General features: G+C 67.4%; 16 protein-coding genes and 1 tRNA gene. 1 reads left to right on the top strand and 16 read right to left on the bottom strand.

From position 1 onward, the window contains the following. Position 1: 1 nt before the first annotated feature. The 3 genes from CLD20_RS04070 to CLD20_RS04060 are packed head-to-tail and all read right to left on the bottom strand — an operon-like array spanning position 2 to position 3,278. Entirely contained in the window at positions 2-742 is a 741-nt protein-coding gene (locus tag CLD20_RS04070; RefSeq protein ID WP_224405320.1) for a glycosyltransferase family 2 protein, read from the bottom strand. Next, positions 739-1,557 carry a phosphatase PAP2 family protein gene (locus CLD20_RS04065; RefSeq protein ID WP_224405319.1) on the bottom strand — a complete coding sequence of 273 codons (819 nt, stop codon included), beginning with the start codon at positions 1,555-1,557 and terminating at the stop codon, positions 739-741. Before CLD20_RS04065 ends, CLD20_RS04070 begins: the two co-directional genes overlap by 4 nt. Further along, positions 1,554-3,278: a glycosyltransferase family 39 protein gene (locus CLD20_RS04060; RefSeq protein ID WP_224405318.1), complete on the bottom strand. Its 1,725-nt coding sequence runs from the start codon at positions 3,276-3,278 to the stop codon at positions 1,554-1,556. Before CLD20_RS04060 ends, CLD20_RS04065 begins: the two co-directional genes overlap by 4 nt. Before the next feature lie 118 nt (positions 3,279-3,396). On the opposite strand from CLD20_RS04060, the gene CLD20_RS04055 reads away from it, so the two are divergent. Then, positions 3,397-4,653, top strand: coding sequence for a glycerate kinase (locus CLD20_RS04055; RefSeq protein ID WP_224405317.1), 1,257 nt, complete (start codon positions 3,397-3,399; stop codon positions 4,651-4,653). Positions 4,654-4,694: 41 nt separating this feature from the next. Here the strand turns inward: CLD20_RS04055 and CLD20_RS04050 are convergent, their stop codons facing one another. The 13 genes from CLD20_RS04050 to CLD20_RS03990 all read right to left on the bottom strand — a co-directional run bounded on the left by CLD20_RS04050 (position 4,695) and on the right by CLD20_RS03990 (position 18,255). Continuing rightward, positions 4,695-6,164, bottom strand: a complete 1,470-nt coding sequence (locus tag CLD20_RS04050) for a hypothetical protein (protein ID WP_224405316.1) — start codon at positions 6,162-6,164, stop codon at positions 4,695-4,697. Positions 6,165-6,261: 97 nt separating this feature from the next. After that, a tRNA-Arg gene (locus tag CLD20_RS04045) sits at positions 6,262-6,337 on the bottom strand. A 40-nt stretch (positions 6,338-6,377) separates the two neighbouring features. Continuing rightward, the gene (locus CLD20_RS04040; RefSeq protein WP_224405315.1) at positions 6,378-6,683 is read right to left on the bottom strand and encodes an ETC complex I subunit; all 306 of its coding nucleotides are present in this window, start codon (positions 6,681-6,683) and stop codon (positions 6,378-6,380) included. Between the two features lie 361 nt (positions 6,684-7,044). Further along, the gene (locus CLD20_RS04035; RefSeq protein WP_224405314.1) at positions 7,045-8,562 is read right to left on the bottom strand and encodes a class I adenylate-forming enzyme family protein; all 1,518 of its coding nucleotides are present in this window, start codon (positions 8,560-8,562) and stop codon (positions 7,045-7,047) included. 3 nt (positions 8,563-8,565) lie between these two features. Next, positions 8,566-9,726: a thiolase domain-containing protein gene (locus CLD20_RS04030; RefSeq protein WP_224405313.1), complete on the bottom strand. Its 1,161-nt coding sequence runs from the start codon at positions 9,724-9,726 to the stop codon at positions 8,566-8,568. Between the two features lie 47 nt (positions 9,727-9,773). Further along, positions 9,774-10,526: an HpcH/HpaI aldolase/citrate lyase family protein gene (locus tag CLD20_RS04025; RefSeq protein ID WP_224405312.1), complete on the bottom strand. Its 753-nt coding sequence runs from the start codon at positions 10,524-10,526 to the stop codon at positions 9,774-9,776. A gap of 8 nt (positions 10,527-10,534) precedes the next feature. Further along, positions 10,535-12,079, bottom strand: coding sequence for a hydantoinase B/oxoprolinase family protein (locus CLD20_RS04020; protein ID WP_224405311.1), 1,545 nt, complete (start codon positions 12,077-12,079; stop codon positions 10,535-10,537). After that, positions 12,079-14,157 carry a hydantoinase/oxoprolinase family protein gene (locus CLD20_RS04015; RefSeq protein ID WP_224405310.1) on the bottom strand — a complete coding sequence of 693 codons (2,079 nt, stop codon included), beginning with the start codon at positions 14,155-14,157 and terminating at the stop codon, positions 12,079-12,081. The genes CLD20_RS04020 and CLD20_RS04015 overlap by 1 nt, the downstream gene beginning before the upstream one ends. Continuing rightward, positions 14,154-14,936 (bottom strand): IclR family transcriptional regulator, encoded by a 783-nt coding sequence (locus CLD20_RS04010; RefSeq protein ID WP_224405309.1) that lies wholly within the window; start codon positions 14,934-14,936, stop codon positions 14,154-14,156. Before CLD20_RS04010 ends, CLD20_RS04015 begins: the two co-directional genes overlap by 4 nt. A gap of 4 nt (positions 14,937-14,940) precedes the next feature. Next, on the bottom strand, positions 14,941-16,218 hold the full coding sequence (locus CLD20_RS04005; RefSeq protein ID WP_224405308.1) for a TRAP transporter large permease: 1,278 nt from the start codon (positions 16,216-16,218) through the stop codon (positions 14,941-14,943). Then, entirely contained in the window at positions 16,215-16,784 is a 570-nt protein-coding gene (locus CLD20_RS04000) for a TRAP transporter small permease (RefSeq protein ID WP_224405307.1), read from the bottom strand. The genes CLD20_RS04005 and CLD20_RS04000 overlap by 4 nt, the downstream gene beginning before the upstream one ends. Before the next feature lie 111 nt (positions 16,785-16,895). Next, on the bottom strand, positions 16,896-17,273 hold the full coding sequence (locus CLD20_RS03995; RefSeq protein ID WP_224405306.1) for a cupin domain-containing protein: 378 nt from the start codon (positions 17,271-17,273) through the stop codon (positions 16,896-16,898). 1 nt (position 17,274) lies between these two features. Next, positions 17,275-18,255 (bottom strand): TRAP transporter substrate-binding protein, encoded by a 981-nt coding sequence (locus CLD20_RS03990; protein ID WP_224405305.1) that lies wholly within the window; start codon positions 18,253-18,255, stop codon positions 17,275-17,277. Positions 18,256-18,431 lie beyond the last annotated feature (176 nt).

Genomic DNA, 18,431 nt, shown 5'->3' with positions numbered 1-18,431 from the left:
ATTATTCCTCGCTGATCACGGGCCGCACCTTGCGGCGGGTCGACAGCCACCAGACGCCCAGAAGGTCGGCGATGCCGATCCACAGGCGGTCGAAGATGCCGTATTTCGAGATGCCGTGCCGGCGCTCGCGGTCGACGACATCGACAAGCGCGACGGAAAAGCCCTCGCGCCGCACGAGCGCCGGCAGGAAGCGGTGCCAGCCATCGAAATAGGGCAGCCGCAGAAAGAGCTCGCGCCGGATCGCCTTCAGGCCGCAGCCGGTATCGCGCACCGCGTCGTCGAGCAGGCTTCGCCGCGCCCAGTTGGCGATGCGCGAGCCGTAGCGCTTGGCAAAGCTTGCCTTGCGGCCGACCCGCTGACCGGCCGATGCCCCGGTCTCCTGCCCGCCCGCCGAGAGCGCATCGAGCAGGGCCGGGATATAGGCCGGGTCGTTCTGGCCGTCGCCGTCGATGGTGACGACGACGGAGCCGCGGGCCGCCTCCAGGCCCGTGCGGATCGCCGCGCTCTGACCGGCGCTGCGTGCATGATGGATGAGCCGGACGGTGGGAATGGTCTCGCGCCGCGCAATCGTGACGCGGCCGGTCGCGTCGGAAGATCCGTCGTCGATGACGAGGATCTCGAACCGTCGGCCGGCAAGGGCGGCGGCTATCTCGTCGAGAAGGGAGCCGATATTGCCCTCCTCGTCGCGGCAGGGAACGATGACGGAGACCTCGGGCGGTTCGGCCGCCGTTTGTTGGTTCATGACTTGTCGCTTTCACGGATGCGGCGGCGCTTCAGGCGTCCGTCCCGGTCGAGACGGAAGACGAGGCGCCTTTCGGCAAAGAGGCGTGCGACGATCCAGGCGCCGGCACAGCCGAGGATGATGCCGGCCAGAACGTCCGTCGGGTAATGGGAACGGGTGGCGAGCCGGCTGACGGCAATCCAGAAGGCGAAGACCAGCACGGCGACCCGCGCCTTTGGAAAGAGGAGGCCGAGGGCCATGGCGAGCGCCGCCACGTTGGTGGCGTGGCCGGAGGGAAAGCTCGCCCAGCTCGGCTCGAAGGAAAAGGGATGGAAGGCGGCCAGCCCATCCGTTTCGAAATAGCGCGGGCGGGCGCGTCCGATCCCGTATTTGAGGATGACGGCGAGGAGGCCGGTACCGAGAACGGCAACGAAGATATAGGCCGCCGCGGCAGAAGCGCGGAGCGCGGCGGCGCGCTGGCGCACCCCGTGATAGGAGACGTCGCGGAAGAGCTGGAAGAGAAGAAAGCCGCCGGCCGCCACGAGCATCCAGTCCGATTTGCCGAGATCCGTGACGAAGGTCAGAAAGCCGCGCACCTGGGGATGCATGTCGCGCTGGAATGCGACGAGATAGGGGTCGGCGAGGACGAACACGACGAGGAGGACGGAGACGAGGACGATCGCGACGTTGAAGACGGTGAGCGGTGTCGCCCGCAGCGGCGGCATCAGGGCGTCGCGCCGGCGCCGCAGGACGAAGCGCGAGACGTGCCCTGCCCTCTCCCGGCCTCGGCGGAGCGTGATGCGGGCGGTCTCGTTCCAGCGCTCCGACGGCCTCATCGCTCAGCCTCTGCGGACCGCCTGTAGACGCGCAACGTCACGGCCTTGCCACGCGAATAGTTGAAGCCGGATACCTCGCGGCCCGCCGAGAGCGCGAGATTTTCGTTCGCCGCGGCATCCTGGAAGGCGCTTTCCTGGCGAGCCTCCACGAGCGCGACCTGGCAGCCTTCGCCGGAGAGGAAATCGGCCGCGCCCTTTCCGTCCGTCAGGCGCGTGTCGGTGCCGGCGAAGAAGACGAGGCTCGGCTCCGAATAGCCGGCGGAGGCGATCTGCGGGTCGTCGCAGACGGCATCCTCATGGGCGGCCGCAGCGGCGTGCTCCGAAACGCGGATCGCGCTGAGCGTCGGGAAGCCGAACTGGAAGGCCGCGAGATAGATCAGAGCCGCGGCAACCGTCGCAGCAAGCAAGGCGCTCTCCTCTCGGCCACGGGCGATCGCTCGCGCGCCGATCACGCCGAGGACCGCCGCGCCGATCCCGGCAAGGTCGGTGCCCGCCGGGAGACGCTTTTCCAGCCAGAGCGGCAGGGCGATGGCGCCGATGGCGATAACGATCGGCACGCTGGCGAGGAGGAAGCCCGCCAGGTATCGCCAGGCCTTGCCGGCGAGGAGCATGCCCTCTTCCAGAGCCGCGGCGCTCATCAGCGCCAGCGCCGGATAAAGCGGCAGGACGTAATGCGGCAGCTTGGTCGGCACCGCCTCGAAGACGAGCCAGCTCGGGACGAGCCAGGCGAGCGCGAAGAAGACCGCAGGCCGCTTCCAGACGCCGACGATGAAGGGCGCCGCGAGAAGCGTGAAAGGGGCGAGCGGCCAGGCGGTGGCGAAGAAGAGCGCGACATAGGTGCCGGGCGGCGCGCCGTGCGCCTCCTGCGCGCTCGCCACCTTGCCGAGCATGTCCTGGCCGATGGCGGCGGTGAAGAACGTCCAGTCGGAGCGGATGCCGATGGCGATGAACCACGGCACGGCGATGAGGAGCATCAGGGCGAGCCCGGAGAGCGGCCGCAGGCGCAGGAGTACCGCCGGCGAGCGCGAGGCGATGAGGAGGAGGAGCAGCGTCAGCCCGACGACCATCAGGATGATCGGCCCCTTGACGAGGATGCCGAGGCCCAGGGCCGCCCAGAAACCGAGCGTCAGCGGCAGCGCGAGCGGCGTTGCCGGCGGCGGCGCAAGATTGCGGCCCGCGCCGGAAGTCTCCCTGCCCTCCATCCATGCCCTTGCCAGGACCGCGATGGCGAAGATCGTCAGGGCGGCAAGGACGGCGTCGGTCTTGGCGAGGCGCGCTTCCACCGTGAGGAGGATGGTGGAGGACATGAGAAGCGCGCCCGCGAAGGCCGCGCGCGGTCCGAAGAGGGCAAGACCGGCGAACCAGGTGGCGAGCGCGGCCAGCACCGCGCCGATGAAGGAGGGGATGCGGTAGGCCCAGATCGGCGCGTCCGCTCCGCCGAAGGGGGCCGTCGCCACCGCCTGCAGCCAGTAGATGCCGACGGGCTTCTTGTGGCGGGGCTCGTCCTGGAAGCGGATGTCGATGTAGTCGCCGCTCTCGTGCATCTGCTTCGTCGCCTGGACGAAGCGCGCCTCGTCGCGATCGATGGGCGGCAGGACGCCGATCCCCGGCGCGAACAGGACGATGGCGACGAGCACGACGACGAGCCCGGCGAGCGGAGAAAACCGCGCCGGCGCGCCGATCATCGGCGACTTCTGCCCATCCTTGGAACCCGCAGCCATCGGCCAACAGCCTTTTGTAACTTTGCGCGTGGTGCTAAGCCGGGTCTTGCCGGCGCGCAAGCGTGGCGCGCCGACATTGCCGCCTGTGGATGCGAAGGCGGCAAGGAAAGCGGCGAAAGTGGACGAGCCGAAGGTCTTTCTGAGGGGGCTTTTCGACGCTGCGGTGGCGGCTGCCGATCCGCGGCTGTCGCTGCCGCCGCATCTGCCGCGACCGCCCGCCGGGCGCACCGTGGTGATCGGCGCCGGCAAGGCTTCCGCCGCGATGGCGAGGTCTCTCGAGGACCACTGGCCGGGCGAGATCTCCGGCCTCGTCGTGACGCGCTACGGCCACGCGGTATCCTGCGACAAGATCGAAATCGTCGAGGCGGCGCATCCGGTGCCGGATGCGGCAGGCGAGGACGCCGCCCGGCGCATTGTGGAGCTTGTCTCCGATCTTTCGGCGGACGACCTCGTCATCGCTCTGATTTCGGGCGGCGGCTCGGCCCTGCTGACGCTTCCCGCGCCCGGCCTGACGCTGGCCGACAAGCAGGCGGTGAACCGGGCGCTCCTCCAGTCCGGCGCGCCGATCGGGGCGATGAATTGCGTGCGCAAGCACCTCTCTGCGGTGAAGGGCGGCCGGCTCGCCGCCGCGGCGCATCCGGCGCGCATCCTCACCCTCGCCATCGCGGACGTTCCGGGCGACGAGCCGACCGTGATCGCCTCCGGGCCGACGGTGGGCGATCCGACCAGCGTGCGCGAGGCGCAGAACATCCTGACGCGCTATCAGATCGAGCTCTCGCCGGCCGCGGAGGCCTGGCTCACCTCGCCCGAGGCGGAAACGCCGGAGCCCGGCGATCCGAGGCTCGCCCATGCCGAATTCCGGATCATCGCGGCGCCCGACAAGTCGCTGGAAGCCGCCGCCGCCTGTGCGCGGCGTCTCGGCGTCTTCCCGGTGATCCTCGGCGCCGACCTTGAGGGCGAGGCGCGCCAGCTCGGGGCGGAGCATGCCCGTCTCGTGCGCCGCAAGCTGCACGGGCGCGCCCTGCAACCCCCCTTCGTCCTGCTGTCCGGCGGGGAAACGACGGTGAGCGTGCGCACGCAGGGCCGCGGCGGGCGCAACACGGAATATCTTCTCGGCCTCGCCCTCGCCCTTCAAGGGGAGGAAAGCGTCTGGGCTCTCGCCTGCGACACGGACGGCATCGACGGAACGGAAGACAATGCCGGCGCGGTGATCGGGCCCGATACGCTGGCACGCGCCCGCGACCTCGGCCTCGATGGGGAGGCGGCGCTCGAGGCGAACGACACCTACGGCTTCTTCGAGGCCCTGGGCGACCTCGTGATGACCGGGCCGACGCTGACCAACGTCAACGATTTCCGCGCGATCTTCGTGCCCTGAGGCGGCCGGGAGCGGCCGCCCTGCCCCATCGGCCCGCGCCGTCAGCCGGCCTGGAGCGCGGCGTGAAGCTCCAGCGCCCTGCGCTCGCCGATCTGCTCGATACGCTCGAACAAGGCGCGCCGGGCCGCGACGATCTCGTCGACGCGGGCGCCGAGCTCGGCTTCCAGCGCCTCGAACTGGCGGATGGCGTTGACCTGACTGGTCAGCAGTGAGGCATCGCGCTCGGCATTCTCCTTCCAGGCCTTGAGCGTCTGGGTGAGCGAGATCGCGCCGGCGATGTCGGAATAGTCGGCGAGCGCGGAGAGCGGGTCGCTCGGCACCACGTCGAGCCAGTCGACGGTGCTCCTCAGCATGGTCTTGACGACATTGGCGGAAAAGCCCGTGCGCAGGACGAGGAGCTGACGCTGCACATCGACGAGGCGTGCCTGCGTTTCCATGTAGGCGCTCTTGTAGAGATCGGTCGCGTGCGCCAGCGTTTCGTAGCGCTCGACGCCCGCTTCCGTCGGCAGGCGCACCCAGCTCCAGGCGATACCTTCGGACCGCATGTCGGCGAGATGCGCCTTCAGCTGGCCGATCTGCCGCTCGGCGAGGTCGTAGTTCTGCGCCATGACGCTTTCCTCGATCGCAGCTGCGAAGCGGTTCGCCCGGTCGAGCCCCTCCCGCTGAAAGAAGCCGAGATCGCCGGAAGCCTTAATGTAGGTCCCACCCGCGGCCTGCGGCTCGTCCGCCGCCGCGACCGCGCTTCCCTCGCGGCTGAAGCCGATGGCGAAAAGCAGGACGTCGTTGCCGACATCGGCTTTCATCAGATGGGCGCGGCTGCCGCCCGGCCTTTCGTTCGTCTTGACGATATCGAGGCACACGGTCCGCTCGACGCGGGGCATGTTGTCCGTTTGCTTGAGGAAGGGTTCGCTCGCCCCCGTCCGGTAGGCCTCCAGCGTATATTCCAGCCGAAGATCGAAGCAGCCTCCGCTTGTGAGGGGCGTCACGCTGCCGGCGATGTGCATGAGCGAGAAGCCGAGGCTGCCATCCTCGAAGCGCGCCTTCTCGGCGTCGAGACTCCGGCCGCTGACGACAAGGCTGTCGCCCTGCCGTTCGTAGTGGAGGGAGGTCTTCTTCGGCAGCCCCCCGATGTCGGCGCTCGCCGGAAACCCGGCGGCGGAGAGGCCCTCCGCGGGCTCCATCACGGCGGCGACGGGCACGCCGGCATCGAAGACGACCCAGGGCCAGAAGGCAAAGCCGAAATGGCCGTCGAGACTGCCGGTCACCTTGTCGCCGGTGACGAAGCCGAGCGCCTCCACCTCCTTCGGAACCCGGGCCTTCAAGTCGCTGTAGCCAGGAGGCAGGAAGTAGTTGCCGCTCGCCATTCCCGCCTCGTGATAGAGGGTCGCGCTCAGCACGAAGCGGCCGGTAGGCGCCTCGGCCGCAGCCGGAGACTGAAGGGCGAGGAAGACGAGGAGCGCAGCCGCCAGCGAGGAGGCCGGCCCTCGTTTCGGAGTGTTGCTGTCGGTCATCGGAGGAAGGGCGGTTCTCTCAGGGAAGGAGAATCCTCCCGCCGCGCCCCTCCGCTCTCAAGGCGGGCAATCGCCGCATCGGCGGCCTTTCGGAAAATGGCGACCCCGGCAGGATTCGAACCTGCGACCATCGGCTTAGAAGGCCGGTGCTCTATCCACTGAGCTACGGGGCCTGAACGTCGTCGGCGGAGAAGCTCCGGGACGCCGCGCGCCTCAATGCGTCCAGGGGACCTGGCGATTGTATTTGAAATTGTCCGAATAGGAGATGGTGGCGCGCTTCTTCTCCTTCGGCTCGGAGATCCGATAGGCGATCTTGTTGCGTTCGGCGTAAGCGATCGCCTCCTCGCGGGTCGGGAAGCGCAGGCGCACCTGCGAGCGCATGTCGGAGGATGCGGTATAGCCCATCAGCGGCTCGATGGAGCGCGGCGTCTCCGGCTCGAACTCCAGCACCCAGTCATGCGTCTTCGCCTGGCCGGAGCTCATGGCGGTTCGGGCCGGCTTGTAGATGCGCGCCTGCATTCCGGGTTCTGCCTTCTCGGTGTGCCTGCCCGTTGTCACGGCAGGCGTGTTCCTCGCGTTCCGCTGAAATAATCCGCGCCCGCCTTCATGTCGATACCTTGGTGGGCGCAGGGCGACGCGAAAGAGACCTCATGGCCTGCGGCGCGAGGTGACGTGCGAAGGTGGTGGCGCAAGTGCCCGCCGAGGCTGAAAAAACGCCGAAAGAGGCGGAGCGCAGTCTGGAGCGGCTCTTCAGGCGAGACTCGAGCGTACTTTTAATTATGCCCGTATCACAGTGGCTTATGGTGTATTCCTGATATCGTATATGAGTTCGGTGCCGCTGGATCGCCATGCGTGCGCCGACCCTTTCGGTCAGAGCGCTTCAGTTCCCCTCCAGCAGGCTGCGAAGCTCGGTCTTCAAAACCTTGCCGTAGTTGTTCTTCGGCAGCTCCTCCACGAAGCGGTAGTGCTTCGGCCGCTTGAAGCGGGCGATCTCCTCGCGGCAGAGGGCGTCGAGTTCCTCGGCCGTGGGGGCGTCCTGCTGCGCCACGACGAAGGCGACGACCTCCTCGCCCCATTCCGCGCTCGGCCTTCCGACGACGGAGGCCTCCGCGACGGCGGGGTGGCGTAGAAGCACCTCCTCCACCTCGCGCGGATAGATGTTGGTGCCGCCGGAGATGATGACGTCCTTGGAGCGGTCCATGAGGGTGAGGAAACCATCGGCATCCATGGCGCCCACATCGCCGGTCCACAGCCAGCCGTCGCGCAGCGCCTCGGCCGTGGCTTTGGCGTTCTGCCAATAGCCGGCCATAACGCTCGGGCCGCGCACCAGAATCTCGCCACTCTCGCCGGCGGGAAGCGTGTTGCCGTCGCCATCGGCGACGCGCACCTCCACGCAGGACTGCGCCGTGCCGACGGAGCCGAGCCTTTCGCGCCAGCGCGGATGGCTCCGGTCGGAAACGAGGTCGCGGGAGAGCGCCGTGATCGTCATCGGGCTCTCGCCCTGGCCGTAGATCTGCACGAAGCGCGGGCCGAAAAGGGAGACGGCCTCTTCGATATCGGCGAGATACATCGGCCCGCCGCCATAGACGATGGTGCGGATGCCCTCTCCGTCATAGCCAGTCGCCCTGGCGTGCTGGATGAGGCGGCGCACCATGGTCGGGGCGGCGAAGAAGGAAAGACTGCCGAGGGAGGCAGCGAGCCGGACGATCTCGGCGGCATCGAATCCGCCCGATTCGGGAACGACATGGCGGGCACCGCGCATGACGTGCATGAAGTTGTAGAGCCCGGCGCCGTGGGACATCGGCGCGGCATAGAGCGCGGCGTCGTCCCGGCGCACGTCGTCGACATCGACGAAATAGGCAAAGCTCATCGCCTGCAGATTGGCGACGGAGAGCATGACGCCCTTCGGCCGGCCGGTCGTGCCGGAGGTGTAGAAGAGCCAGGAGAGCGAATCGGAGGCCATGGCATGAGGCTCCGGCAGCGGATCGCCGGCGAGAAGCGCGGCATACGCCGCGCCCGGTGCAGTTAGCAGCCTCGTGCCTTCCGGGACGCGCTGGGCGAGCCCCTCGTCCCCATCGGAGACGAAGACGAGGCGAGCGCCCGCATCCTCGACGATGAAGGCCGCCTCGCGCGGATGGAGCTTGTGATTGATCGGCACGGCCGCGGCGCCGGCCCACCAGATGCCGTAGAGAACCTCCAGATATTCGGGCGAATTCGCCATGAACACGCCGACCCGGTCGCCGGGCGCGACGCCATGCACCTGCCTCAGCGATCCGGCAATGCGCGCGGCCCTTTCGGCGAATTGCCAATAGGTTGCGACGGTGCTCTCGCCGCGCATCAGAGCCGGCGCGTCGGGCAGGCGCCGGGCGGTGCGAAGAAGCCAGTCCGCGAGGTTCATGGCTCAGGCTTTCAGGGGTTCCAGAATGGAGACATAGCTGGCGACCGCGCCGCCGCCCATGTTGAAGCAGAGGCCGAGCTTCGGATCGGCAAGCTGCATGTCGCCGGCCTCGCCGGTGAGCTGGCGCGCGGCGATGACATGCATGGAAACGCCAGTCGCTCCAACGGGATGGCCCTTCGCCTTCAAGCCGCCCGAGCGATTGATCGGCAGCCTTCCGTCCTTCTGCGTGGCGCCCTCGGCGACGAGCGAGCCCGCCTCGCCGGGGCGCGCCAGGCCCATCGCTTCCATGGTCATCAGTTCGGCGATGGTGAAGCAGTCGTGCACCTCGGCGAAGGAAATGTCGTCGACGGTGACGCCCGCCGCCGCATAGGCCTGCCGGAAGGCCTCCGCCGGGCCTTCGAGGCGCGTCAGATCCTTGGCGGAGAGCGGCAGGTAGTCGTTCACCTGGATGCGGGCACGGAAGCCGACGGCCTTGGCGAAATCGCCGGCCCGGTCGGCCCGGCAGACGACGATGGCGGCCGCGCCGTCGGAGACCAGCGAGCAGTCGGTCTTCTTCAACGGTTCGGCGATCATCGGGTTCTTCTCCGACGCCGTGCGGCAGAAATCGAGATCGAGGGGCTTCCGCAGCTGGGCGAGCGGATTGTCGACGGCGTTCGCATGGTTCTTCACCGCGATACGCGCCATCGCCTCGCTCGGATCGCCGTAGCGCTCGCCATAGGCGCGGGCAAAGCGCGCGAAGATTTCGGGAAAAGAGACGCCTGCCTCCTCCTTCTGATAGCTCGCCGCGCCGAGCGAGGCCGTCACCTGCGCGCCCGGCAGATGGGTCATCTTCTCCGCCCCGACGACGAGGGCGGTGTCGATGCGGCCCGCCTCGATGGCGTCGATGGCGGCATAGAGCGCGGCCGAGCCGGAGGCACAGGCGTTTTCCAGCCGCGTTGCCGGCTTGAAGCGCATCCCCTCGTCCGCCCTGAGGACCATCGAGGAGCAGAAGCCGTCCTCGACCATGCCGGCGTTGAAATGACCGAGGAAGGCCGCGCCCACCTCCTCTCCGGTGATGCCGGCATCGGCAAGCGCTTCCGCCGCCGCCGTGCGGATGAGCTCCTCGAAGGAAAGCTCGGATTTGCCGAAAGGCGTGTGGCCCCAGCCGACGATCGCAACGCTCATGCCCGTCTCCTCATTCCAAACCTTTTGCGGGAGGAATATCCCATGTTCTAGCCGCTCGCGAGCGCGGCCGCCGCGCCTGCCCTCAGGAAGGCCTGGTCGGTCTTGACGAGAAAGAAGCTCGCGCCCGCTTCCTCCCAGGCCGGAACCTCCCTGGCGCTGCCGAGGAACATGCCCGTGCGTGCGCCTTCCTGCGAGGCGACGGACACGATTTTCCGGCAGAGATCAGACAGCTCCGACGATCCCGGCTCCAGTCCGCAGGCGACGCCAAGATCGACCGGGCCGACGAAAAGGCCGTCGACGCCGGGCAGCGCGGCGATGTCCTGCGCGGCCGCGGCGCCGTCCGGATCCTCGATCTGGCAGACGAGCACGGTCTCGTCCGCGGATCGTTCAAGATGCTCGGCAACGCTCCGGCGGCCGTAGCCCGCGGCAGGCGTCGAGGGAGAAAAGCCGCGCCCGTTGCGGCCGAAGCGCATGGCGGCGGCGATCGACAGCGCCTGCTCCCGCGAATGCACATGCGGGGCCATGACGCCCGCCGCGCCGCAATCGAGCGCCGTCATCGTCCATTCGGGCGTCGCGACCGGCACGCGCACAATCGTCGGGATGCCGGCGGCGCGCGCCGCCAGCAGGCAGAGATCGATCGCCTCGCGCCCCAGCGCGGCATGCTCGGCATCGAGGACGAGGAAGTCGAGCCCGACCGAGCCCAGAATCTCGACGACCGCCGGGCTCGGCGTCTTGACGAAGGTCCCGACGAGACGCTCGCCTTTCCTCAGGCGCGCCGCAAAGGCCGCGTTCCGCTCCATGCCGGCGCTCAGCTGCCGAAGCCGCCGCCGCCCGGCGTCACCATGAAGACCTCGTCGCCCGGCTGCATCTCCATCTTGCGGGTATCGAGGACCGCCTTGCCGTTGATCTCGAAGCGGCCGGGAGCGCCATCGCCGCCGCCCTTCAGGCCTTCCGGCGCCGTCTTGAGGCGGCTCGGGATGGTGTTGAGAAGCCAGGGCGATTTCGTGCGCATGCGGTAGCCGATGCGCTGGCCGTCGCCGCCGGGCTGCCTGCCGGTGCCGCCGGTGCCGCGCTCCAGCTCCTTGCAGGTGAAGGCGATCGGATAGGAGGCCTCCAGCACTTCGACCGGCACGGCGGCAACGCCCGTCGGATAGCAGATCGCCGAAAGGCCGGGCTTGGTCGCGCGTGCGCCCATGCCGCCGGAATAGTTGAACATGGAGCTGGTGAAGGGCCGGCCATTCGCATCGCGGCCCTGGATCTGCACCGTCCAGACGGCGCCGGAGCCTTCCGCCACGACCCGGTCGGGGGCGACTTCCGCCAGAGCCTTAAGGACCGGGAAAGGCACGTACATGCCGACGACGTGGCGGGCGTTCACCGGCGAGGGGTAGCGTGCATTGACGATGCATTCCTCCGGCAGGGCGAGCTTGATCGGCGCAAGGCTGCCGGCGTTGTTCGGCAGGTCCGGATTGAGCGTGGAGCGCACCGCGAAGGTCGCATAGGCATGGGTGTAGGCCGGCACGACGTTGATGCCGGAGGCGCTCGGCCCGGAAGAGCCGGCGAAATCGATGGTGATCTCGCCCGCCTCGGCATCGACCGTCACGGCGGTCTTCAGTTCGATCTCCTGCCCGCCCGGCACGTCGAACCGGGACATGCCGTGATAGGTGCCGCCCGGAAGTTTGCGGATCGCCTCGCGCATCGCCGTCTCGGAGCGGGAGATGATCTCTTCGGAAAGGGTGGAGATATCGTCGAGGCCGTAGCGGTCGCAGAGCGCGTTGAGGCGCTCCGACGCGATCATGCCGCTCGATACCTGCGCGCCGAGGTCGCCGAGCAGCGCATCGGGCGTCCGGACGTTGCGCTTGATCATCTTAAAGAGCGTCTCGTTCGGCTTGCCGGCCTCGTAGAGCTTCATGACCGGGATCCACAGACCCTCCTCGTGGATGTCCCGCGCGCCGGAGCCGATGCCGTAGCCGCCGATATCCGTGTGATGGATGGTGGAGCCGGCATAGGCGATGATCCGTTCGCCGCGGAAGATCGGCGACAGCACGGTAATGTCGAAGAAATGGCCCGCCGACATCCAGGGGTCGTTGGTGATGAGGACGTCGCCCGGCTTCAGGCTGTCAATGTCGATCTCGCCGAGGAGGTTTTTGGCCGCGGCGGCGAGCGAATTGATGTGCCCGGGAGTGCCGGTGACCGCCTGGGCGACCATGCGGGCCTTCTCGTCGAAGAGGCCGTTGGCGAGGTCGCCCGCCTCGCGCACGATCGGGCTGAAGGCGATGCGCTGGAGAGCGCGGGCCTGCTCGGAGACGATCCCGATGAGATTGCTCCAGAGGATCTGCAGTTCGACGCCGTCCATTATTCGCGGTCCTTTTTCTTGTCGGCAACCAGGCTGCCGGTTTCGTGCACGGCGAGGGTCCAGCCTTCGAGGATGAAGATCGTCGTCTCGCGTTCCTCGATAATGGCGGGACCGGCGATGCGGTCTTCCATGGTGAGTTCGCGGCGCTGGTAGATGGGCACGTCATGGGGCTCTCCGCGGAGCCAGACCTTGCGGGTGGGAACCGCTTCGGCACGCGTGCCGGTGCTCGCGGCGGCCGTCTTGCGTTCCGGCTTCAGGCCGCTGCCCGTGACGCGCCAGTTGACGACCTCGATGGCGATGTCGTCGAGCTTCAGCCCGTACTGGGCCTCGTACTCCTTCTCGAAGATGTCGCGAATGGCCGAAGCGTCCCGCACCGTGCGCGGATCGCCCGGCAAATCGATCCTCAGCTCCGACTGCTGGCCGAGGTAGCGCATGTCGACGGAGAAGGCGAAGCTGAGGTCCTCCTCGCGGATGCCGGCCTCTCTCAAGGCCTCGCTGGCCTCTTCGACCATCGCCTGGAGCGTAGCGTCGACAGCCTGCCAGTCGAGAGCCTCCAGGAGGCAGACGAGACTCTTCACAAGATCGATCTGGGCCGGGGTGACGAGGGTGCCGAAAGCGGAAAGGACGCTCGCCAACGGCGGGTAGATGATCTTCTCGCCATCGACGAGCTCGGCGACCATGCAGGCGTGCACCGGGCCGGCGCCGCCGAAGGCGAGCAGCGGCAGGCCGCGATAATCGATACCGCGGTCGGTGGCGTGGGTGCGCGTGGCGGAGGCCATCTGCTCACAGACCACCTCGAAGACGCCCCAGGCGGCCTTCTCGGCGGACAGGCCCAGCCTTTCGCCGAGCGCGCAAAGGGCCGCGCGGGCGCCATCGGCATCGAGCTTCATGTCGCCGCCGAGGAATCGGTCGGGATCGATGATGCCGAGGACGACGTCGGCGTCGGTCACGCACGGATCTTCCCCGCCGCGACCGTAGGAGACGGGCCCGGGGATGGAGCCGGCGCTTTCCGGACCGGTCTTCAACAGGCCGAGGGAATCGATCGAGGCGATGGATCCGCCGCCGGCGCCGATCTCGATCATGTCGATCGAGGGCACGGTGATCGGCATGCCGGAGCCCGGCTTGAAGCGGTAGCGGCGGTCGACCTCGAAGGTGCCGGTGACGAGCGGCTCGTGGCCCTGGATGAGACAGGCCTTGGCCGTCGTCCCACCCATGTCGAAAGAGATGAGGTCGGGAATGCCGAAGAGACGGGAGAAGTAGCAGGCGACGAGCGCGCCGGCGGCCGGGCCGGATTCGATCATGCGGACGGGGAAGCGCCCTGCCCGCTCGGCGCCGATGACGCCGCCATTCGACAGCATGATCAGCGGCTGCTGGGTGAAGCCGCGCGCATCGAGCTCCTTGATCAGCGCCGTCAGATAGGGCCGCGTGATCGGCACAGTATAGGCGTTGATGGCCACCGTGGAGGCGCGCAGATATTCGCGCATCTGCGGCGCGATCTCGCTGGAGACCGAGACGTAGATCTCCGGGGCCTCTTCGGCGAAGAGGCGGCGCACCACTTCCTCGTTTTCGCCATTGCGATAGGCGTTGAGCAGGCAGACGGCGACGGAGACGATGCCATCCTTGCGGCATTGGGCGATGATCTGGCGCACTTCCTCCGCATCGACCGGGGTTTCGACGGTGCCGTCGGCGAAGATGCGCTCGTCGAGCGTGAAGGTGCGCTCGGCCGGGATCAGCGGTTCTGCGAACTCGATCTGCGGGTCGTACATGTCGTAGCGGTGCTCTTCGCGGATATAGAGAATGTCGCGAAAGCCCTTGGTCAGGACGAGGCCGACGGGTGGGCCCTTGCGCTCGATCAGCGCGTTGGTGACCACCGTCGTGGCGTGGACGACGACGTCGTCGATATCCTTCGGGCCGACGCCGGCGCGCCCGCAGACGAGATCGACCCCGCGGAAAAAGCCCTCCAGGAGGTCGCCATGCGTCGTCAGGGTCTTGTCGACGAAGCTGCGCCCATCGGAGGCCAGCAGAACCGCGTCGGTAAACGTGCCGCCGATGTCGATCGCCAGCGAAAATCGCGTCATCCAATATACTCCGTGCAACCAAGATTGATGGAGATCGAGCGGGCGGCATCGCGCAGCGCCTCGATCTGGGAAGGGTCGGGTTCGGGCAGGATCGACTGGACCGAGCCGACGATGTTGAGCGCGCCGATCATGGCGTTGGTGGCGTCGTAGATCGGCGCGGAGAGCGCGTTGACCCCGGGCAGGACCTCTCCCGGAGCAGCGGCCCAGCCACGGCGGCGGACCTCGGCGACCTCGGCCTGGAGCCGGGCCACATCCGTGTTCGTATCGTCGGTGAGACGGGCGAGCGGGCCCTTGCGCACCTGCTCCCAGAGATCGGGGGCGCCGAAAGCGAGGGCGAGCTTGCCCTGCGCGGAAGCGTGGAAGTTCAGGAGCGCGCCGGGCTTGGTGACGATCTGCACCGGCGTCTCGACGCGGACGATGTCGACGACGCGCATGCCGTCCGCTTCCAGGAGCGAAAGCGTCGTCGTCAGGTGCAACGCATCGCGCAGGCGGATCATGATCGGGCGCGCGACGGTGAGGAGCTGGGTCCCGTCGGCGATCGCCTGGCCGAGATGGAAGAGCTTCAGCGTCAGGCTGTAGCGCTCCGTCTCCGGGTCCTGCTCCACGTAGCCGATGCTGACGAGGGTCTGCAGGAAGCGGTAGATGCGCGGCTTCGGCATGCCGAGGCGGCGGGCAAGGTCGGTAAGGCGAATCCCCTCCCCGAGCGGCGCCATCTCCTCGATGATGCGGAAGGCGACCTGGGTCGACTGGTTGGAGGATTTGTCGAGCTGTTCGGCCATTTTCCTAGTCTCCGAACATGGTCGGCAGTGCGAGGGAGAGCTGCGGAACGGCGGCGATGAGGGCGAGGACGAAGATGCAGATGCCGATCATGGGCAGGGCGGCGCGGCTTACCCTGTCGAGCGGAACGCGCCCGATGACGCTGACGATGAAGAGACAGAGGCCGACCGGCGGCGTGATCATGCCGATCATCAGGTTGAAGACGATCATGACGCCGAACTGCACCGGATCGAGGCCGAGGACCGGGGTGAGCTGGTTGAGGATGGGCATCGCCAGGACAAGGGCGGCGAGCGGCTCCAGGAAGAAGCCGAGAATCAGCAGCACGACGTTGAGAAGGATGAGCAGCAGCGCCGGCGAATCCGTCAGCGCCATCATGCTGGAGGCGATCGCCTGCGGGATGTTCTCAATGCCGAGGATGAAGGACGTCATCGACGCCATGGCGACGACCAGCATGACGCCGGCGGACATGGTCGCCGTCTCGTAGAAGCACTGGGCGACGCGCCGTGGCGACAGCGTGCGGTAGAAGACCATGCCGACGAGAAGCGCATAGACCGCCGCGACCGCCGCCGTTTCCGTCGGCGTGAAGACGCCGCTCCTGATGCCGCCGACGATGATGACGGGGAGGAAGAGCGCCGGCAGCGCACGGGAAATGACGCCGCGGCGCTCTTCCGCCGGCACGGCGGCCGGAAGAGGATGGCCCTCGCGCCGCGCCTTGAGGAGGGCGTAGGCGACGAGGAGCGTGCAAAGCACGAAGGCCGGAAGGATGCCGGCGAGGAAGAGGTCGGCGATCGAGGTGCCGGTGAGGACGCCGTAGAGAATGAGCGAGAGCGAGGGCGGCACCAGCGGTCCGAGCAGCGAGCCGGCCGCGGTCAGCGCTGCGGCATAGGCCGGCGGATAGCCGTCCCGGCGCATGGCCGGGATCATGACGGAGCCGAGCGCGGCCGCCTCGGCGGTGGCGGCACCGGAGACGCCGGAGAACATCATGGAGGCGACGATGTTGACGGCGGCAAGCCCGCCGCGCACCCGCCCGACGAGGATCTGGGCGAAGCGGACGATCTCCTGCGTCAGGTTCGCCGCGTTCATCAGATTGCCGGCGAGGATGAAGAACGGGATCGTGAGGAGGACGAAATTGTCGATGCCGGCCAGCATCTTCTGCGGGAAGGCCATGAGCAGCATGACGTTGCCCGTCGCCACCAGATAGAAGAGCGAGGCAAGGCCGAGCGAAAAGGCGATCGGCACGCCGATGATGAGGAAGAAGAAGAAACCGGCGAGATAAAGGGTCATTCGGCGACCCCCTCCGGCCCGATCGGGCGCAGGTCGCCAACGTCGCCGCCGCTCGCCATCAGGCGGAGATAGTGGACGACGTCGACGAGAAGGCGCACGGCCATGAGACCCATGCCGAGCGGCAGGGAGAAATAGACCCAGAAGACGGAGGGAACCGTGCTCTGCGGCCAGCCGAACGTATCCTCGAAGAGAAAGCGAAGGGCGGGGATCGGCTGCGAGCCGACGAGTTCGGCATAGCGCATCCCGTAATAGACGAGCGCGATGCACAGTGTGGCCGCGGCGAGGTTGGAGAAGATCGCGAGGGCGAGGGCCGCCCGCTTCGGCAGCGCATCGCGCAGCAGCGTCATGGCGGCGATCTCGCCCTTCTCGTAGGCGAAGATGCCGGCGATCAGCGACACCCAGATCAGAAGGTAGCGGCAGACTTCCTCCGCCCAGATGAGCGAGGAGTTGAAGCTGTAGCGCATGACGATCTGCAGGCTCATCACGGCGAGGAGGACGCCGATCAGGAGGACGAGAAAGCCCTTCATCACCGTCTGGAACGCCTTGTGGAATGTGCTGATTGTCATCGTCTTTCGCCGATCGCTTCGGGTTCTGCGGGGTGAGTCTGCCCGTTCCGTCCGGCACGCGCCGGACGGTGATCTCAATGCCGACAGGCTTTACCCGTCAGTCTTTTGCAGTCAGTCGGCGGGGCCGAAGTCGCCTTCCTGGTAGGCGGTCAGGTGGCGGTAGTCGTCCCGCACCGGGGCGAAGACGTCGAGATTGACCGCCACCTCCTCGCCGACCGGCTCGCCGCAATGGACGATATCGGGCGGGATGCGCACCACCTGTCCCGGGCCGACCTCCACCACATCGTCTCCGATGGTAAAGCGCACGCGCCCGGCCAGGATGTAGGCGAGCTGCTCGAAGGGATGGGAATGGGGCTTTACCTCCATTCCCGGCTCCAGCCAGTTCATCACCATCAGGGCGTTGTCGCCGCGGAAGGCCGTCCGGCTGACGCCCTTGCGCACCTCCTCACGCGGAAGCTCGCTCCAGGTGTAGACGCTCGCCTTCGTCATCTCAGCGTTCCGCCTGGACCGCGTCGTAGAATTTCTGGATCAGCGGGTCCTTGCCGAGCCACTCCTCCACCACCGGCTTCGTCCTGGCGCGCATCTCGTCGAGATCGGCCAGCTTGTCGATGGTGACGCCGTTCTCTTTCAGGAAGTCGGCCGTCTCGCTCTCCTGGGCGGCGGCGCGCTCATAGGCTGCGGCGGTCGCCTCGTGGCCGGCCTCGACCATCGCCTTCTGCACGTCCTCCGGCAGCTTCTGCCAGGTCATGTCGGAGACCATGATGACGCCCGGCCAGAAATAGTGACCGGTGAGAGTGACGTGCTTGGCGGCCTCGTAGAGGCTTTCCGACTGGATGGAGGAAAGGTTGATCTCCACCGCGTCGATGGTGCCCGTCTCCAGCGCCGAATAGACCTCGCCATAGGCCATGCCGATGGTGTTGACGCCAATGGCTTCCCAGGTCGCCTTGTGCAGCGGGATCGGAACGATGCGGGTCTTCTGGCCGGCGAAATCGGCCAGCGTCTTGACCTGCTTTTCGCGCGAGAGGAAGTGGCGCTGACCGGCCTCGATATAGCCGAGGCCCTTGATCTTCTTGGCGTCGAGCGAATCGAGAAGCTCCTGCCCGACCGGCTTGGCGAGGACGGAGGCGAGCTCGTCGTAGCTGTCGACGACAAAGGGAAGCTGCAGCGCATCGAAGGCGGAAGCGCCGATGACCAGCGGCAGCGTTGGCGACGAGACCAGAGCGCCGTCGATCACGCCGATCTGCAGGCCTTCCAGGAGCTGCTTGTCGTCGCCGAGCTGGCGGTCGCCGTAGACCTCGATCTTGACGCGGCCATCGGTATTTGCCGCGACGCGCTCGGCGAAATCCTCAAGCCCGGTCTGAAACAGGTGCTTGGACGAGGCGGCATGGCCGAATTTGAGGGTGAATTCCTGCGCATGCGCCGTGCCGGCCAAGAGCAGCACAGCACCTGCAAGGGCTACCAGTCTCTTCATTCATTCCTCCCATAGAGTGTTTCGTTATACGAAACTTAATATCGAAATAAAAAACGATTGGCAGAAATCTGTCAAGCCGAATGCGGCGCCGGGTGCGCTTGACAGCCGCGCGTGGCCCATTCGCTTCGGCGAAAAGAGCCATGCCCGGACACGCAGTCACCGGTGCCCGACAGAGA

This window comes from Afifella sp. IM 167, assembly GCF_020144925.1.
Taxonomy (GTDB): domain Bacteria; phylum Pseudomonadota; class Alphaproteobacteria; order Rhizobiales; family Afifellaceae; genus Afifella.
This window is presented reverse-complemented; position numbering and strand designations above follow the sequence as displayed.

What these genes read in the sequence shown, in the direction of transcription:
- CLD20_RS04025 (WP_224405312.1), bottom strand. Translation starts at nt 10,526, where the DNA reads ATGGAGCGGAACGCGGCCTTTGCGGCGCGCCTGAGGAAAGGCGAGCGT.
- CLD20_RS04050 (WP_224405316.1), bottom strand. Translation starts at nt 6,164, where the DNA reads ATGACCGACAGCAACACTCCGAAACGAGGGCCGGCCTCCTCGCTGGCG.
- CLD20_RS04070 (WP_224405320.1), bottom strand. Translation starts at nt 742, where the DNA reads ATGAACCAACAAACGGCGGCCGAACCGCCCGAGGTCTCCGTCATCGTT.
- CLD20_RS04040 (WP_224405315.1), bottom strand. Translation starts at nt 6,683, where the DNA reads ATGCAGGCGCGCATCTACAAGCCGGCCCGAACCGCCATGAGCTCCGGC.
- CLD20_RS04000 (WP_224405307.1), bottom strand. Translation starts at nt 16,784, where the DNA reads ATGACAATCAGCACATTCCACAAGGCGTTCCAGACGGTGATGAAGGGC.
- CLD20_RS03990 (WP_224405305.1), bottom strand. Translation starts at nt 18,255, where the DNA reads ATGAAGAGACTGGTAGCCCTTGCAGGTGCTGTGCTGCTCTTGGCCGGC.
- CLD20_RS04015 (WP_224405310.1), bottom strand. Translation starts at nt 14,157, where the DNA reads ATGACGCGATTTTCGCTGGCGATCGACATCGGCGGCACGTTTACCGAC.
- CLD20_RS04060 (WP_224405318.1), bottom strand. Translation starts at nt 3,278, where the DNA reads ATGGCTGCGGGTTCCAAGGATGGGCAGAAGTCGCCGATGATCGGCGCG.
- CLD20_RS03995 (WP_224405306.1), bottom strand. Translation starts at nt 17,273, where the DNA reads ATGACGAAGGCGAGCGTCTACACCTGGAGCGAGCTTCCGCGTGAGGAG.
- CLD20_RS04010 (WP_224405309.1), bottom strand. Translation starts at nt 14,936, where the DNA reads ATGGCCGAACAGCTCGACAAATCCTCCAACCAGTCGACCCAGGTCGCC.
- CLD20_RS04005 (WP_224405308.1), bottom strand. Translation starts at nt 16,218, where the DNA reads ATGACCCTTTATCTCGCCGGTTTCTTCTTCTTCCTCATCATCGGCGTG.
- CLD20_RS04020 (WP_224405311.1), bottom strand. Translation starts at nt 12,079, where the DNA reads ATGGACGGCGTCGAACTGCAGATCCTCTGGAGCAATCTCATCGGGATC.
- CLD20_RS04030 (WP_224405313.1), bottom strand. Translation starts at nt 9,726, where the DNA reads ATGAGCGTTGCGATCGTCGGCTGGGGCCACACGCCTTTCGGCAAATCC.
- CLD20_RS04065 (WP_224405319.1), bottom strand. Translation starts at nt 1,557, where the DNA reads ATGAGGCCGTCGGAGCGCTGGAACGAGACCGCCCGCATCACGCTCCGC.
- CLD20_RS04035 (WP_224405314.1), bottom strand. Translation starts at nt 8,562, where the DNA reads ATGAACCTCGCGGACTGGCTTCTTCGCACCGCCCGGCGCCTGCCCGAC.